Source organism: Pandoraea sputorum (assembly GCF_000814845.2).
GTDB classification, from domain to species: Bacteria; Pseudomonadota; Gammaproteobacteria; order Burkholderiales; family Burkholderiaceae; genus Pandoraea; species Pandoraea sputorum.
Map to the genome: position 1 here is coordinate 4,931,020 of NZ_CP010431.2, position 15,196 is coordinate 4,946,215.

The window sequence follows — 15,196 nt, forward strand, 5'->3', positions numbered from 1 at the left end:
GAAAGCACAAAAATGCCGCTTCAAATCGGTATCGACTGACGAAACCCAGACTTCCCGCAGTGCAGCATAAAAACCACAGTCGCCCTTCGGCGACGAGGTTTGCCAACGTATGACACCCGCTTTAACATCTTTTTACGGGGCAATCTGGTAGCATCCGCTGCCGTCCCTGCACACGCGCAACGTCGCTGCCGTGCTGCACTACGACGCTTCAGCCCTGTTGTCCGTCCGAACCCTCATCCAAACGAGGTCCTGATGACGCGCGTAGCCCGTCCGTTCATCCCCGCCACCGCGCGACGCCTGCTGCCCAACCGCTGGGATTTCATCGCTTTCCCGATCATCATCGGCTTTCTGATGGTCACCTCGTCGGGCATTCGACAAACCTGGGCCCCGCTGGCCGATCTGCATACCGAAGTCATCTCGCTGGACCCGGCTAATCTGCCCGAGTACGCACTACGCACAACCTTGCGTATGCTCGCGGCGATGGTGGCGTCACTGATCTTCACGCTGGTATACGGCACGCTCGCGGCCAAGAGCCGCCGCGCGGAAAAGTTGCTGGTGCCGATGCTCGACATTCTTCAGTCGGTGCCGGTGCTGGGCTATATCTCATTTACCGTCACCTTCTTCCTCGCCCTGTTCCCGGGACGCGTACTCGGCGCCGAATGCGCCGCGATCTTCGCGATCTTCACAAGTCAGGCGTGGAACATGACGTTCTCGTTCTACCAGTCGATGCGCACCCAGCCGCGCGATCTGTCCGAAGTCGCGGTCAATCTGCGTCTCTCGCCGTGGCAGCGCTTCTGGAAGCTCGACGTCCCGTACTCCATGCCGGGCCTCATCTGGAACATGATGATGAGCATGTCGGGCGGATGGTTCTTCGTGGTGGCGTCCGAGGCGATCACCGTGGGCGACAAGACGGTCACGCTGCCGGGCATCGGCGCGTATCTCGCCACGGCCATCCTCCAGCGCGATCTGGGTGCCGTGGGTTGGGTGATTCTGGCGATGGTCGTCGTCATCGTCATTTACGACCAGTTCCTGTTCCGTCCGATGGTCGCGTGGTCGGACAAATTCCGTCTGGAAGACACGGTCTCGCAGGCCGCGCCCGAATCGTGGGTGCTGAACGTCATCCAACGCACGCGCGCCATTCAGTTGCTGCTGCGTCCGCTGGGCAAGCTGCTGCGCACCATCGCCCGTATGCGTATGCCGATCTCGCTGCCCGCCGCGATCCACTCCGAGTCGAAGTCGCCGCTCTCGCGCGTGATCGACTGGCTGTGGGCTGCGCTGCTCGTGGTGCTCGGCGTGTTCGCCGCGTGGAAGATCGTCACGTTCGTGCTGAGCGAAGTCGGCGGACCGGAGATTCTGCGGGTGTTCGGTCTCGGCCTGATCACGCTGGTGCGGGTGGTCGTGCTCATCGCGATTGCGTCGGCGGTCTGGGTGCCGCTGGGGGTGTTGATCGGCCTGCGTCCGAAGCTCGCCGAGCGAATTCAGCCGCTCGCTCAGTTTCTCGCGGCATTCCCGGCCAACCTGCTGTTCCCGATCTTCGTGGTGCTGATCGTCCACTTTCATCTGAATGCGGACATCTGGCTCTCGCCGCTGATCGTGCTGGGCACGCAGTGGTACATCCTGTTCAACGTCATCGCCGGTGCAACCGCTTTCCCGAACGACTTCAAGGAAGCCGCCACCAACTTCCGTATTCGCGGCTGGCAGTGGTGGCGTCAGGTCATGCTGCCGGGCATCTTCCCCTATTACGTGACGGGGGCGATTACGGCGTCGGGCGGCGCGTGGAACGCATCCATCGTCTCGGAATATGTGCAGTGGGGCGACGACAAGGTCGCCGCGCACGGTCTGGGCGCCTACATCGCACAAACGACGGCCGCCGGCGACTATCCGCGCATTCTGCTCGGCATCGCGGTCATGGCGCTGTTCGTCGTGCTGTTCAACCGTTTGCTGTGGCGTCCGATGTACGCCATCGCTGAAAACAAGCTTCGTCTGAATTGAAGGGACCGTGATGCCGAACGATACTCAAACGATGACCGGAAAAGAGATCTTCTCGCTCGCCAACGTCAGTCGCGGGTTCCGCAAGGGCAGCGACGAGCGTCAGGTCCTCGACGGCGTGAACCTGCAACTGCATGAAGGCGAGATCGTCGGCCTGCTGGGCCGCTCGGGCTCGGGCAAATCGACGCTGCTGCGCATCATCGCCGGGCTGATTCAGCCCAGCTCGGGCGACATCCGCTACATGGGCGAGCCGCTCGAAGGCCCCCCCGAAGGCGTGGCGATGGTGTTCCAGACTTTCGCGCTGTTCCCGTGGCTCACCGTGCTTCAAAACGTGGAAGCCGGGCTGGAAGCGCTCGGCGTCGAGCCGAAGGAGCGCCGCAAGCGTGCGCTGGCGGCCATCGACCTGATCGGTCTAGACGGCTTCGAGAACGCCTATCCGCGCGAACTTTCCGGCGGCATGCGTCAGCGCGTAGGCTTCGCCCGAGCGCTGGTGGTCAACCCCACGCTGCTGCTCATGGACGAGCCGTTCTCCGCACTCGACGTACTGACGGCCGAAACGCTGCGTACCGACCTGCTCGATTTGTGGAGTCAGCGTCAGTTGCCGATCAAGTCGATCCTGATCGTCACGCACAACATCGAGGAAGCCGTATTCATGTGCGACCGCATTCTGGTGCTGTCGTCGAATCCGGGCCGCGTGGTTGCCGAGATCAAGGTGCCGTTCCCGCACCGCCGCAACCGTCTCGATCCCGCCTTCCGCAAGATGGTGGACGACATCTACGCGCTGATGACCTCGCGTCGTAACGCCCACACCACGCAGAAGATGCCGCTGGAACTCTCCAGCCCGCTGCACGAAGTGTCGACCAACCTGATGGCCGGTCTGCTCGAAGCGCTGGCGGTGCCGCCGTACAACGGACGCGCCGACTTGCCCGATATTGCGCAGACGTTGCTGCTGGAGGTCGACGATCTCTTCCCCGTCGCCGAAATTCTCGATCAGTTGGGCTTCGCCGAACTCAAGGAAGGCGACATTCTGCTGACGGCGGCAGGCAAGCGATTCGTGGACGTCAGCACGCAGGAGCGCAAGGTGCTGTTCGCCGAGCACCTGCTGCGCCACGTGCCGCTCGCCGCAAAGATTCGAGCGGTGTTGCAAGAGCGTCGCGGACAGCGCGCGCCGCGCGTGCGTTTCGAGCAGGAGCTGGAAGATTCGATGTCGGACGATCTCGCACAGGAAACGCTCGACACCGCGATCAACTGGGGCCGTTACGCCGAGATTTTCTCGTACAACGATCACACGGAAACGTTCAGTCTTGAGGACGTGGAAGGCGCGACCTGAGCGCCGCCTGCTGAATCCGGGGCGGACAAAACAACGCCGCGCGAGTCGATCGACCGCGCGGCGTTGTTGTTTGTGCTGCGACTTTCGCGACGGCCCGAATATGCCTCAGATCGCGTCTCCGAATACGTCTCAGAATGCGTAGCCCGCGCCGATCATCCATGTCTGGTTGATCGTCTTCGAATCGGGCTCGTAGGCATTCACGCCGGGGCTGACCTGCGTGACGCTGGAACGTCCGTACTGGAAGCGCGACCACTCGTAGGTCGCATTCACGTGGAAGTTGCGCGCTACCGCGTAATCGAGTCCGAAGCCCGCCACCACGACCGGCTTGTTGCCGAGATTGAAGGTGTTCTGCGAGCCCGCGAGCGTCATCGACGAGCCGACCATCGCGCCAGCGCGAATGTCCGCCGTCGCCACGAGCTTCGACGTCAGTTCCAGTTGGCCCATGAGGCCACCCCCGACCACGTGGTGGCGGTAGCGCTCGTAGAAACCGTAAGGATCGCGGCTGCTGTCGCGAATCCAGTCCCGATAGCTGTAGCTGACGTACGGAATCACCTGCGCATTCCATGTCCCGAGATGGAACGGAATGGCCTTACCGGCTTTGAGGGTGACATCCGTGGCGGTCGAGCGCGTGGTCATCCCGTAATTCGACTGGATGACGCGACCGGCGACGTCCTGTAAATAGCCGCCGTAGTTCACGTTGCCGTGCGCCACCCGCACCTGAGCGCCAAAGTACAGATTGGAGATGCCGAACAACTGCCGCTGCGTGGACGCCGTCAACGCAAAGGCTGCTGTCGTGCCGCTCTCGGAGTCGCTCTTGCCGGGGGCGATGGTTTCCCAGTAGTTCAGGCGCTGGGCACCGACACCGAACCAGACCTGATTGTTGGCGCGCAGCATGGCTTCCTGCGCATGGACATTCGCCGCGAAAAGACTGGCGAGGCCAGCAGCGGCAACGACTAATGCGGTGCGTCCGAAGACAGTACCGCCGGGGCCGCAAACGATGGTGCGGCGCGTGTTCGACGTCATGGCACGACCCTCCCCAGGCGTGATCGCAACGACGAGTTGGAAGTGGCCATCGGCGTGGCCACCGTTTTCAGGCATTGTTTCAGCGCGTCTCGCGGGGCGCAAGCGGGGAAATGTGGATTCTTTACGTACCTCGATTTTCGAGAGATACGTTCGTCGAGCCAACGCCTCTGCACCAGCAGCGGGAACCTCGGCCAGCAGGCCGTGGCGATTGACTATCGAGGCGGGGAAAGAGACGAAACCGGCGCGGTCGGCCGCTTTCGAGGTCTTCGTCGAAACGAATCGGTCGATGGGAGACCGTGTCAAAAAGGCCACACCTATCGGTATAGATACTGATTAGCGGTCGTTTTTGTGCGGTCGCATAATCGACTCAGAACCTGCGTGTCGTGTGCCGGGGGGCGCATAGACAAGGGCTGGAGCAGGTTCTCTTTGCGGCGAAGACCGTGTACCAGATACGAGAAGGTGCAATATGAGCTACTACCATTCCAAAGAAGAAGGCCGCGCACGCGCCATCAGCTTCACCCCCGCCTACCGCTGGCGCCGTCGCGTGTTCGCCGTGACGTGCGCGGTGCTCGCCGCGCTCGCTTACTACGCGGTGCACCACCCGAAGTAAGCGTCGCAGCGTCACGACATCGCGCTCGGGCTGGCGCCGTCTCTCAGACGCCCGCCCCGTCGGCCCCCTCGCTCAGGCCGCGTTTCCCAACGCGGGTGCGTGCCAGTCGAGCGGCACGTTGGCGAGCATGTCGTCCACCATGGCATCCAGATCGAAGGCCGGCTTCCAGCCCCAGTCGTAGCGGGCATGCGTGTCGTCGAGTGTGTGTGGCCATGTCTCGGCAATCGCCTGACGGAAGTCCGGCGCGTACTTCACCGTGAACCCCGGCACCCGGCGTGCAATCGCAGCCGCGAGTGTCTTCGGGTCGAAACTCACCCCGGCCACGTTGTACGACGAACGCACGCGCAGGCGCGAGGCGTCGGCATTCATCAACTCCAGCGTAGCGCGCACGGCATCCGGCATATGGATCATCGGCAGCGTGGCGTCTTCCTTCAGGAAGCACGTGTACGTCTCGCCACGGCGGGCCGCCTGGAAGATGTCGATGGCGTAATCGGTCGTACCACCGCCGGGCGGCGTCTTGAAGCTGATCACGCCCGGATAGCGCAGGCTACGCACGTCCACCCCGAACTTCGTGAAGTAGTACTCGCACAGCCGCTCGCCCGCCTGCTTGCTGATGCCATACATCGTGGTCGGATCCATGATGGCGAGCTGCGGGGTTTCCACGGCCGGTGTGTGCGGCCCGAATGCCGCAATCGACGACGGCCAGAACACGCGCAGGTTCTTGCCCTTGCTCTGATGCTCACGCGCCAGTTCGAGCACGTTGAGCAGGCCATTCATGTTGAGCGTCCAGGCTTGCAGCGGACGGGTTTCGCCCGTGGCCGAGAGCAGCGCCGCCAGGTGGAAGATCTGGGTGATGCCGAAGCGCTCGACCAGCGCGGCCAGACGCGCCGCATCGAGAACGTCGAGCGTTTCGTAGTGCACCGGATGACGCGACGGCCCCGGGGCGATGTCGGTGGCAACGACATTCTCGTTGCCATACTGCGCGGCCAGCGCTTCGACGAGTTCACTGCCGATCTGCCCGTTGGCGCCAATGATGAGAATTCGTTCCATGTTCAACCTTGCTTGAGAATGCCGAGCTCGTTACCGGCCTGAGCGAACGCCGCCAGCGCACGGGTGAGGTGTTCGCGGGTATGCGCCGCCGAAAGCTGCACGCGCACACGCGCCTGACCTTGCGGCACCACCGGGTAGAAGAAGCCCGTAGCGATCACGCCCAGTTCATACAGACGCTGCGCGAAGTTCTGGGCGAGCGTCGCGTCGAACAGCATGACGGGGACGATCGGATGCGTGCCCGGCTTGATCGTGAAGCCCAGTGCCGCCACTTCCTGACGGAAAAACGCCGTGTTCGCATGGAGTTGTTCGCGGCGCGACGACGAGTGTTCGAGTTCGTCGAACACCGCCAGCGACGTGCCGACGATGGCCGGTGCGAGGCTGTTGGAGAAGAGATACGGGCGCGAGCGCTGGCGCAGTGTCTCGATCACTTCGCGACGTCCCGCCGTGAAGCCCCCCATCGCCCCGCCCAGCGCCTTGCCCAGCGTGCCCGTGATGATGTCGATCTTGCCCAGCACGCCGTGATGCTCGTGCGTGCCGCGTCCCGTCGGCCCCATGAAGCCGGACGCGTGGCACTCGTCGATCATGATGAGCGCGCCGTACTGCTCGGCCAGCGCCACGATGCGGTCGAGTTGCGCAATCGTGCCGTCCATCGAAAACACACCGTCCGTGACGATGATGCGGTGACGCGCCCCGGCCGCCGCCTGCAACTGGCGTTCCAGGTCGTCCATGTCGTTGTGGGCGTAGCGCAGACGCTGCGCCTTGCAAAGTCGCACGCCGTCGATGATCGACGCGTGGTTCAGCGCGTCGGAGATGATGGCGTCCTGTTCGTCGAAGAGCGGCTCGAACACGCCGCCGTTGGCGTCGAACGCCGCAGCGTAGAGGATCGCGTCTTCCGTGCCCAGGAACGCGGCGATGCGGGCTTCGAGTTCCTTATGCGGGCCTTGCGTGCCGCAGATGAAGCGCACCGACGACAGACCGAAGCCGAAGTCTTCCAGCGCCTTCTGCCCCGCTTTGACGAGCGATTCGCTGCCGGAGAGCCCCAGATAGTTGTTTGCGCACAGGTTGATACGCGTGCGCCCGTCGTCGCACATGACCTCCGGCCCCTGCCGCGACATGAGCACGCGTTCCTGCTTGAAAAGGCCCTGACGGCGCGTGTCTTCGAGTCGTTCGGTCAGTTGACGGTAGAAGCCCTCGCGGGCTTCCGGGGTTTGTGCGGTCATCGTGCGCATCTCCTATGCGTTCAACGGTGCAGAGCGAACCCGCTCTGCTACCATGCAGCCATCACAGCATCCAACTTATCGGAAACTATACTTTATATTGAACTAGTTTCAATATATTGAAAAATTCTAATATCCCGGAATTCATATGGCAAGTACTCCCGCAGCCTCTGCGGCGCCTCCGATCGCCCCGCCGCCCGTCGGCGACATGATTCAGCAACTGCGCAAGGACCGTGGCATGACGCTGGAGACGCTCTCGCGCGCGTCCGGCGTCTCCAAGTCGATGCTCTCCCAGATCGAGCGCGACAAGGCCAATCCGACCATCGCCGTGGCCTGGCGGCTTGCCAACGCGCTGGGCGTGCGTCTCGACCAGTTGCTGGGTGCACCGTCCGGCGACCCGGAACCGGTGCGCATCTTCGGCAAACATGAGACACCGACACTCGCGGGCGCCGACCAGGCCTATCAGTTGAAGATCCTCGGGCCGATGGAACTTGCGGGCAAATTCGAGTGGTATGAACTGACGCTGCAACCCGGCGCGGCGCTCGTCTCCGAGCCGCACGATCCGGGCACGCGCGAGCACTTCACCGTGTTCGACGGCCAAGTCGACATCGAGGTCGAACACGTCGCGCGCCGCGCCAAACCGGGCGAGACAGCCCGTTACCCCGCCGACCGCGCCCACGCGATCCGGAACGTCGGCAAGTCGGTCGCGCGTGGCTTGATGGTTGTAATTCACGGCTAACACCGCGAACACAGCCGATCGCTGCAAGGGTGCGCAAGCGTTTGCGCGCCTGCGCAAAGCTCAAGTCCTCCCCGGGACTGCCGTTAGCACACGTTCGGTCCGCACCTTCTTCCGAGGGTGCCGACAACCGATCGACAAACGGACTGCACGGATGGGAACCCCCGTCACGTACGGCCACCGCATGTGCAACACCAACGCGGAATCAGTGGGGATGACGAAGTAATGCAGCGATTGAGTCTGAAAGCGAAGTTGTGGTCTGCCGTCGGGTTGATGTGGGTCAGTCTGCTGGCGATGGCGATCTGGGGTGCATGGGCGCAGCGCGACACCATGCTGGCCGAGCGCCGGGCGGGTCTGACCCACGTGGTCGACGCCGGTCTGAGTCTGGCCAAGCACTACGCCGCACGCGCCGAGCGCGGCGAAATGAGTGTCGCTGACGCGCAAAAGGCCGCCCGCGAGCAAATCGGCGCGATCCGCTACGACGGTGAAAACTATTTCGGTATCTTGAACTCGCAGCGCGTGATCGTGCTCAACTCGGTCAATCCGAAGCTCGAAGGCAAGGACATGAGTCAGTTCCGCGATCCGTCGGGCAAGCTCATGTTTTCGGACATCGTCGCCGCCGCGCGCACCAACGACCCGTTCGTCTCGTATCTCTGGCCCAAGCCCGGTTCGGACAAGCCCGTCGAAAAGATCAGCCGCGTGGGTGTGTACCAGCCGTGGGACTGGTATCTGACGACCGGCGTCTACGTCGACGACATCAATGCCGCCTTCGTTGGCGCGCTCCTGCGCTGGGGGGCCATGCTCGCCGTCATCGGTCTGGCGGTGTCCGGCGTCATGCTGCTCATCATCCGCAACGTCCAGCAGAGTCTTGGCGGCGAGCCGGAGTACGCGGCGGATATCGCTACGCGCATTGCCGACGGCGATCTGCTCACGCAAGTCCGTCTGCGTCAGGGCGACGGCGCCAGCCTGCTCCATGCGATGCAGCGCATGCAGGGCAATCTTCAGCAGATGATCGGGCGCATTCGCGGCGGCACCAGCGCCATCACGCTTGCCGCACGCGAGATCGCCGAAGGCAACACGGACCTGTCGGCGCGTACGGAACAGCAGGCGGCCGCACTGGAGGAGACGGCGTCGTCGATGGAGCAACTGACGTCGACCGTACGTCAGAACGCCGACAACGCGCGTCAGGCGAGTCAGCTCGCAGAGAACGCTTCAGCCATCGCGGTGCGCGGCGGACAGGTCGTGGATCAGGTGGTGGCCACGATGGAAGGCATCTCGCAAAGCTCGGGCAAGGTGGTCGACATCATCAGCGTGATCGACGGCATTGCCTTCCAGACGAACATTCTTGCGCTGAACGCGGCGGTGGAAGCAGCGCGCGCCGGCGAGCAGGGACGTGGCTTTGCCGTCGTGGCGGGCGAGGTGCGCACGCTGGCCCAGCGCAGCGCTGCCGCTGCGAAGGAAATCAAGGAACTGATCGAGTCGTCGAACGGCCGCGTGCAGGACGGCTCGGTGCTCGTGGCGCAGGCGGGTCAGACGATGCACGACGTCGTGCAGGCGGTGCGCCGCGTCACCGACATCATGGGAGAGATCTCGGCGGCGTCGGAAGAGCAGAGCCACGGCATCGAGCAAGTCGGCCGTGCCGTGACGCAGATGGATGAAGTCACGCAGCAGAACGCTGCGCTCGTGGAGCAGGCGGCCGCAGCGGCGGCGTCCATGGAAGATCAGGCGCGCGCGCTCGATCAGGCGGTGGCTGCGTTCCGCATGAACGGTGCAGCGACGTCAGATGGGGCGAATGCGCCGCTCACACGCGGCACGGCTGCGCTCGCAATGCAGCGGCTGGCGGCCTGAGGTCTGCGGCATTGTGATGACGGTCGGCGCGTGTCGGCGACCGTCATCCGCCGTCATTTATCCGGCGTCATTTCCATCGATGTTCGCCGCCGTGGTTACGTGGCGCTCAGCGCTCCCGCCATGCCCGCATCGATGATCTGACGCGCCACTGTCGGCAAGATACGCAGTGGTGCCGAGCCAGGCCCAAAGGTCTGGCTCGCGGCATACGCGCCTTCGAGAATCAGCGACAGCGCGTCGACCAGCGGTGCTGGCTCCGCGAGACCGGCGGCCGTCACCAGCGCGGTGAACCGCTTGACCACTTCCGCCTTGTAATTCACGACCGAATGACGCGCCGCGTGATCCGGATCGGGGAATTCCGCCGCCACATTGACGAACGGGCACCCGCGATAGCCGGGACGGCTCGCCCGCTGGGCCAGATCCACGAAAATCTGCAACATCTGCGCACGCGGCTCGCCCGGTCGCTTCGCGATGCTCTCGTCGATGCGCGCAAGACTCGCCGTCTGCATATGATCGAGATACGCCAGAATCAGATCGTCCTTCGACGCGAACTGGCGGTACAGGCTCATCTTGTTGACGCCCGCGCGCTTGACGACGGCGTCCACGCCCACGGCGCGCACCCCTTCCGTATGGAACAACTCGACGGCCGCATCGAGCAGGTGCTGCTGCGCAATCGGCGCGGGCGTGACGTGCCGCCCCGGCTTGGCCGCACGAGACGCAGCACTGCGGCGGCGGGCCGCCGCAGGGGCCGCCTTGGATGTCGCGCTCACGCTTTCGCCCGCAGCCTCAGCGACGACATCGGTGTCCGCTTTCATCGCGTCTGCCCCACCGGTCGGCGAGGCAACCTCGACGGGCACGGAAGATATTGACGATTTGGCCATGATTCGGCGCTCCCTGAACTGTGGTTTGCCATTGACGCGAGCGTTGCAAAAGCCCTGCCGCCAAAAAGGAATACTTGACATGTTACCGATCGGTTCATAACATGGCAACCTCATGTTACCGCTCAGTCACAAGTCTATCGATGAACGTAGACCGCGCGGTTCCCGCAAACGTTCCCGGTTCGGTCTTTAAAACCGTTTAACCCCCGTAAAACGGCAAAGACCGAACCACAGCAAGGATTTCCGCCATGAAGGCTGCACTTGCAAGGCGCATCGACGGACGCTTCCACTATGGGTGGATCGTCGTCGGCGTGATTTTCCTGGTCCTGCTCGCTTCGGCGGGCATTCGCGCAACGCCCAGCGTCATGATGGTGCCGCTCGAACACGACTTCGGCTGGAGCCGCGCCACAATTTCGCTGGCGATCTCCGTCAATCTGGCCTTGTACGGCCTGACCGGACCGTTCGCGGCGGCCGCCATGCAGCGGTTCGGCATCCGTCCCACGGTCATGGTCGCCCTGCTGCTGCTCGCTTCGGGCACGGCGCTCTCCTCGCTCATGACCGCACCGTGGCAGATGGTGCTCATCTGGGGCGTCATGGTGGGCGGTGGCACCGGCGTGGCGGCCGTGACGCTCGCCGCCACGGTCTCGAACCGCTGGTTCCACACGCATCGTGGTCTGGCGATGGGCATTCTCACGGCAAGCTCGGCGACCGGGCAAATGGTGTTTCTGCCCATCATGGCCGCGATCACGGAAAGCTACGGCTGGCGTCCGGTGGTGTTGATTGTGGCTGCGGTGGCGGCCATCGCTCTGCCGCTGGTCGCCATCCTCGTGCCGGAGCGTCCGGGGTCGGTCGGCCTGCGCCCGGTCGGCGCGCCGGAAGACGCCCCTGACGTGCAACTCACGCAAGGCAATCCGCTCACGGCGGCGCTCTCGGCACTGCGCATGGCGGCTGGCAAGCGCGACTTCTGGCTGCTGTTCTTCAGCTTCTTCATCTGCGGCGCGAGTACGAACGGCTACATCGGCACGCACTTCATCGCGATGTGTGGCGACTACGGCATCTCAGAAGTCAAAGGCGCGGGCATTCTGGCGGCGATGGGCATTCTCGACCTTATCGGCACCACGGCCTCGGGCTGGCTCTCCGACCGCTACAACAGCCGTGTGCTGCTCTTCTGGTACTACGGACTGCGCGGTCTGTCGCTGATCTATCTGCCTTACGCTTTCGGCTTCGACTTCTTCGGCATTCCGCTCTTCGCGCTGTTCTACGGTCTGGATTGGATCGCGACGGTGCCGCCGACGGTGCGCCTGACGACCGATGTGTTCGGCAAGACGATGGCCCCGATCGTGTTCGGCTGGATCGTGGCAGGCCATCAGCTCGGCGCAGCCACGGCAGCACTGGTCGCCGGTTCGCTGCGTGCAACGCTCGGCAATTACACGATGGCGTCGATGCTCTCGGGCGGCGTGTGCATCATCGGCGCGTTCATGGTGTTGCGCATCGCCCCGCATGCGCCGAAGCGTCCGGTGGCCGCAAATGCCTGAATCGGATGATTCCGGCGTGTTTTGGGCCCGTTAGTCGAAAAATTTGCGTCGAATCGGTCGAAAGCCCACCCGTATCGAAATACCACGACAACTCGCCGCGTCTCCCTGTTTTGGTGCAGGAAGACCGGCGAGTTTTTTCATGGCGGCGCGTTGGCCGTTGCTACGATTTCGTCGTCAGCAAGGCCAGAAAAATTGCCGTAATCTGTGCAAGTTTTGTGCAGCACAGCAACCCCCACTTTCATAGGACCTTCAGCAATGACGGACTCGCAACATACCTCACTCGCCGCGCTCGATACCGACCTGTTTTCGTCGTACAAGCTCGGCCCGCTCGAACTGAGCAACCGTATCGTGATGGCCCCCCTTACGCGCAGCCGCGCCAGCCAGGGCGACGTACCGGGCCCGTTGGTCGCCGAATACTACGCGCAGCGCGCATCGGCCGGACTCATCATCAGCGAAGCCACCAACATCTCGCAACAAGGCAAGGGCTACGCCTTTACGCCGGGCATTTACACCGACGAGCAGGTCGCTGGCTGGAAGCAGGTCACGGACGCACTGCACGCCAAGGGCGGCAAGATCTTCTGCCAACTCTGGCACGTGGGTCGTATCTCGCATCCGTCGCTGCAACCTGGGGGCGCACTGCCGGTCGCACCGTCGGCGATTCAACCTGCCGGTCAGGCGTTCACGGAGCATGGCTTCGAGCCGCATCCGGTTCCGCGCGCGCTGGAGACGTCTGAGATCCCGGGCATCATCGAACAATATCGTCATGCGGCCGAGTGCGCGAAGCGCGCCGGTTTCGACGGCGTGGAAATTCACGCGGCGAACGGCTATCTGCTCGACCAGTTCATGCGTGACAAGACGAACCATCGCACCGACCAGTACGGCGGCAGCATCGAAAATCGCGTACGTATCGTGCTGGAAGTCACGCAGGCGGTTGTCGACGTCTGGGGTGCCGATCGCGTGGGCATTCGCCTCTCGCCGATCAGCCCGGCCAACGACTGCGGCGACAGCAACCCGGAACCGGTCTTCACGTACGCCGTCGAGCAGCTCAACCGTTTCGGCCTCGTGTATCTGCACGTGGTCGAAGGGGCGACGGGCGGCCCGCGTGAAGTGGAAGGCGGCTTCGATCTGCAGAAGCTGCACCACCTCTTCAAGGGCACGTTCATGGCGAACAACGGCTATGACCTCGCACTGGCGCTCAAGGCCCGCAAGGAAAATCTCGCGGATCTGATCGCATTCGGCAAACCGTTCATCGCGAACCCCGATCTGGTCGAACGTCTCAAGCGCGGCGGCCCGTTCAATGCCCTGAATCGCGACACGCTGTACGGTGGCGATGCACGGGGCTATGTCGATTACCCGACGCTGGATGAGTCGGTGGTTTAAGGTGTGATTTAAGGTACCCGAAGCATTCGTGGCCCCTGCCACATCCTTGCGCGAACGCTGAAAGAATGAGGGCTCCTTCGGGAGCCCTTTTCTTTTGTTGCGACCTGCGCCACGGCGATGGATCAATCGCCAACTGCGCCAGCCTCCTCAGAGAAAACGTCTCGCAGGCGCGCCATGGCACGTCTCAACGCGTGCCGATCCAGCGCCCCCGTATGTCGAACCAGTCGCTGTCTATCCATCGATCTAAGATGGCTTAACTGCATCGCCCCCTGACGTCCGCCATAAGTGGTGGAGACACTGAATCGAGAGGCGTCCGACGATGTGAGCGGTGCCACGATCACGGTTTGCGTGTGCTTATTCATCCGCGAAGGCGACAAAATGACACACGGTCGCGTCTTCCCCATTTCGCATCCGATTGCAGGATCGAAACTTGCGACCCAGACCTCACCTCGTTTCAGCACTTCCGATCCTCCGCGTCATCCGCGTTGTTGGGGACGCGCTTCTGTTGAATCCGCTCTTCCTCGGTCTCGTTGACACAGAAGTCCTCAGCCCGTGCGTTAGCGTTGGGGTACCACACCACTTCGACCGTATAGTCATTCATCTCTCACTCCGAATCATTACCCCGTCATCCCTCTCACGTGGATTCGTGGATATCGTCGCAGCGCGACACATCGAAGTAAACAGACGCCAAAGCATTCCGGAATTTTCCTGAAGCAGTGAGGTGAACGATCGCCGATCGTCACACGAAGAATCCCATCCGCGGTCGGAATCCGGAACGCGGCGGCACGTTCCAGAAAGGTCTCCGTTCGATAAGTTCCATATTGAAATCTCCTTCAACCGATGGAGATGAATCATGAATGTCGATCGCACTTACTCGGGCAGCACTGCACCACTGACTCCGACGAATCACGAAACGCCGCCGGCCGAGACGGGCGAATGGGCAGGCTAGTTCGCGGGCGCTCATCGCGCATCACCGGAAAACCTCACGACCCCGCACGCTGGAACGACGCAAGCTTCGGCGTTACGAACAGCACATGCCCCTGTCACGGATTTCGCGTCGCTCATGCAAGCGATCCCCGAAGAAGAGCGAAACGGGATGCGAATTGCGCTGGAGTCGGTTTGCGCCCGTCACATCGAATACGAGAAAGTGACATCGCCAGCACCTATCCCTCAAATGTATTGGGATGAATTTACAGCCGCAGTCCGCAGCTGCGAGACCTACTGGGCGAGCGTGCAGAAAAAATACTTCCCCCAGTGGGCAATGTTCTTTGTTATCTGCGGCTTCGCGAACACGTATCTGGGCCCAAACCACCGGCAGACGATGGTTCGCATTTACGAAAAGGGAGGCGGGTATGCATTCAGCGAAGCCGCATACGATGGGGAACGCATCGCTGGCTGGTCGACACAGAAATGATGCGTCATCGATCTCGCTAGCGGCTTTCGCCCAGACGTTGGCCTGACACGTTCACGCCGCGACCTTGCCTTGCTACCTCACCACATCCCCCTGCCGGGTTCTGATACATGTACAGCCCGAATTCCGGCAGGATGGGCAGCAAGTCCACCGATCTCAGGTGACTCAATTCATATGTCGTTAATGAGGCAA

General features: G+C 62.7%; 15 protein-coding genes. 8 read left to right on the forward strand and 7 right to left on the reverse strand.

Features of this window, described 5'->3' with window-relative positions; all coding sequences use genetic code 11:
* The first annotated feature begins 252 nt into the window (after positions 1 to 252).
* Together NA29_RS21775 and NA29_RS21780 are read left to right on the forward strand one after the other, a co-directional pair.
* Positions 253 to 1,992 (forward strand): ABC transporter permease, encoded by a 1,740-nt coding sequence (locus tag NA29_RS21775; protein ID WP_039393090.1) that lies wholly within the window; start codon positions 253 to 255, stop codon positions 1,990 to 1,992.
* Positions 1,993 to 2,002: 10 nt separating this feature from the next.
* Positions 2,003 to 3,319, forward strand: coding sequence for an ABC transporter ATP-binding protein (locus NA29_RS21780; protein WP_039393092.1), 1,317 nt, complete (start codon positions 2,003 to 2,005; stop codon positions 3,317 to 3,319).
* A 129-nt stretch (positions 3,320 to 3,448) separates the two neighbouring features.
* Here the strand turns inward: NA29_RS21780 and NA29_RS21785 are convergent, their stop codons facing one another.
* Positions 3,449 to 4,417 carry a hypothetical protein gene (locus NA29_RS21785; protein WP_039393094.1) on the reverse strand — a complete coding sequence of 323 codons (969 nt, stop codon included), beginning with the start codon at positions 4,415 to 4,417 and terminating at the stop codon, positions 3,449 to 3,451.
* A 391-nt stretch (positions 4,418 to 4,808) separates the two neighbouring features.
* Here NA29_RS21785 and NA29_RS25875 point away from each other — a divergent pair, with 391 nt between their 5' ends.
* On the forward strand, positions 4,809 to 4,952 hold the full coding sequence (locus NA29_RS25875; protein ID WP_157127442.1) for a hypothetical protein: 144 nt from the start codon (positions 4,809 to 4,811) through the stop codon (positions 4,950 to 4,952).
* 72 nt (positions 4,953 to 5,024) lie between these two features.
* Here NA29_RS25875 and NA29_RS21790 read toward each other — a convergent pair whose 3' ends face one another.
* Together NA29_RS21790 and kbl are read right to left on the reverse strand one after the other, a co-directional pair.
* Positions 5,025 to 6,002, reverse strand: a complete 978-nt coding sequence (locus tag NA29_RS21790) for an NAD-dependent epimerase/dehydratase family protein (RefSeq protein ID WP_174555918.1) — start codon at positions 6,000 to 6,002, stop codon at positions 5,025 to 5,027.
* Between the two features lie 2 nt (positions 6,003 to 6,004).
* Positions 6,005 to 7,222, reverse strand: coding sequence for a glycine C-acetyltransferase (gene kbl / locus NA29_RS21795; RefSeq protein WP_039393098.1), 1,218 nt, complete (start codon positions 7,220 to 7,222; stop codon positions 6,005 to 6,007).
* Positions 7,223 to 7,367: 145 nt separating this feature from the next.
* Here kbl and NA29_RS21800 point away from each other — a divergent pair, with 145 nt between their 5' ends.
* Both NA29_RS21800 and NA29_RS21805 read left to right on the forward strand, forming a co-directional pair.
* The gene (locus NA29_RS21800) at positions 7,368 to 7,958 is read left to right on the forward strand and encodes a helix-turn-helix domain-containing protein (RefSeq protein WP_039393100.1); all 591 of its coding nucleotides are present in this window, start codon (positions 7,368 to 7,370) and stop codon (positions 7,956 to 7,958) included.
* Positions 7,959 to 8,180: 222 nt separating this feature from the next.
* Positions 8,181 to 9,803 carry a methyl-accepting chemotaxis protein gene (locus NA29_RS21805; RefSeq protein ID WP_039393102.1) on the forward strand — a complete coding sequence of 541 codons (1,623 nt, stop codon included), beginning with the start codon at positions 8,181 to 8,183 and terminating at the stop codon, positions 9,801 to 9,803.
* A gap of 95 nt (positions 9,804 to 9,898) precedes the next feature.
* Here NA29_RS21805 and NA29_RS21810 read toward each other — a convergent pair whose 3' ends face one another.
* On the reverse strand, positions 9,899 to 10,615 hold the full coding sequence (locus NA29_RS21810; protein WP_095178573.1) for a TetR/AcrR family transcriptional regulator: 717 nt from the start codon (positions 10,613 to 10,615) through the stop codon (positions 9,899 to 9,901).
* 311 nt (positions 10,616 to 10,926) lie between these two features.
* On the opposite strand from NA29_RS21810, the gene NA29_RS21815 reads away from it, so the two are divergent.
* Entirely contained in the window at positions 10,927 to 12,213 is a 1,287-nt protein-coding gene (locus tag NA29_RS21815) for an MFS transporter (protein WP_039393105.1), read from the forward strand.
* A gap of 255 nt (positions 12,214 to 12,468) precedes the next feature.
* Positions 12,469 to 13,593, forward strand: coding sequence for an alkene reductase (locus NA29_RS21820; RefSeq protein ID WP_039393107.1), 1,125 nt, complete (start codon positions 12,469 to 12,471; stop codon positions 13,591 to 13,593).
* A gap of 122 nt (positions 13,594 to 13,715) precedes the next feature.
* Here NA29_RS21820 and NA29_RS26600 read toward each other — a convergent pair whose 3' ends face one another.
* Positions 13,716 to 13,997, reverse strand: a complete 282-nt coding sequence (locus tag NA29_RS26600; protein WP_371328980.1) for a type II toxin-antitoxin system PemK/MazF family toxin — start codon at positions 13,995 to 13,997, stop codon at positions 13,716 to 13,718.
* A gap of 50 nt (positions 13,998 to 14,047) precedes the next feature.
* Positions 14,048 to 14,194 carry a hypothetical protein gene (locus NA29_RS25880; RefSeq protein ID WP_157127443.1) on the reverse strand — a complete coding sequence of 49 codons (147 nt, stop codon included), beginning with the start codon at positions 14,192 to 14,194 and terminating at the stop codon, positions 14,048 to 14,050.
* A gap of 462 nt (positions 14,195 to 14,656) precedes the next feature.
* Between NA29_RS25880 and NA29_RS21830 the strand changes: the two genes are divergently transcribed.
* On the forward strand, positions 14,657 to 15,007 hold the full coding sequence (locus NA29_RS21830; protein ID WP_039393109.1) for a hypothetical protein: 351 nt from the start codon (positions 14,657 to 14,659) through the stop codon (positions 15,005 to 15,007).
* A gap of 16 nt (positions 15,008 to 15,023) precedes the next feature.
* Here NA29_RS21830 and NA29_RS25885 read toward each other — a convergent pair whose 3' ends face one another.
* Positions 15,024 to 15,173: a hypothetical protein gene (locus tag NA29_RS25885; RefSeq protein ID WP_157127446.1), complete on the reverse strand. Its 150-nt coding sequence runs from the start codon at positions 15,171 to 15,173 to the stop codon at positions 15,024 to 15,026.
* Positions 15,174 to 15,196: the final 23 nt, after the last annotated feature.

Excerpts from the sequence above, each read along its gene's own strand:
- NA29_RS21775 (WP_039393090.1), top strand. The coding sequence starts at position 253 with ATGACGCGCGTAGCCCGTCCGTTCATCCCCGCCACCGCGCGACGCCTG.
- NA29_RS21780 (WP_039393092.1), top strand. The coding sequence starts at position 2,003 with ATGCCGAACGATACTCAAACGATGACCGGAAAAGAGATCTTCTCGCTC.
- NA29_RS21785 (WP_039393094.1), bottom strand. The coding sequence starts at position 4,417 with ATGCCTGAAAACGGTGGCCACGCCGATGGCCACTTCCAACTCGTCGTT.
- NA29_RS25875 (WP_157127442.1), top strand. The coding sequence starts at position 4,809 with ATGAGCTACTACCATTCCAAAGAAGAAGGCCGCGCACGCGCCATCAGC.
- NA29_RS21790 (WP_174555918.1), bottom strand. The coding sequence starts at position 6,002 with ATGGAACGAATTCTCATCATTGGCGCCAACGGGCAGATCGGCAGTGAA.
- kbl (WP_039393098.1), bottom strand. The coding sequence starts at position 7,222 with ATGACCGCACAAACCCCGGAAGCCCGCGAGGGCTTCTACCGTCAACTG.
- NA29_RS21800 (WP_039393100.1), top strand. The coding sequence starts at position 7,368 with ATGGCAAGTACTCCCGCAGCCTCTGCGGCGCCTCCGATCGCCCCGCCG.
- NA29_RS21805 (WP_039393102.1), top strand. The coding sequence starts at position 8,181 with ATGCAGCGATTGAGTCTGAAAGCGAAGTTGTGGTCTGCCGTCGGGTTG.
- NA29_RS21810 (WP_095178573.1), bottom strand. The coding sequence starts at position 10,615 with ATGAAAGCGGACACCGATGTCGTCGCTGAGGCTGCGGGCGAAAGCGTG.
- NA29_RS21815 (WP_039393105.1), top strand. The coding sequence starts at position 10,927 with ATGAAGGCTGCACTTGCAAGGCGCATCGACGGACGCTTCCACTATGGG.
- NA29_RS21820 (WP_039393107.1), top strand. The coding sequence starts at position 12,469 with ATGACGGACTCGCAACATACCTCACTCGCCGCGCTCGATACCGACCTG.
- NA29_RS26600 (WP_371328980.1), bottom strand. The coding sequence starts at position 13,997 with ATGGGGAAGACGCGACCGTGTGTCATTTTGTCGCCTTCGCGGATGAAT.
- NA29_RS25880 (WP_157127443.1), bottom strand. The coding sequence starts at position 14,194 with ATGAATGACTATACGGTCGAAGTGGTGTGGTACCCCAACGCTAACGCA.
- NA29_RS21830 (WP_039393109.1), top strand. The coding sequence starts at position 14,657 with ATGCAAGCGATCCCCGAAGAAGAGCGAAACGGGATGCGAATTGCGCTG.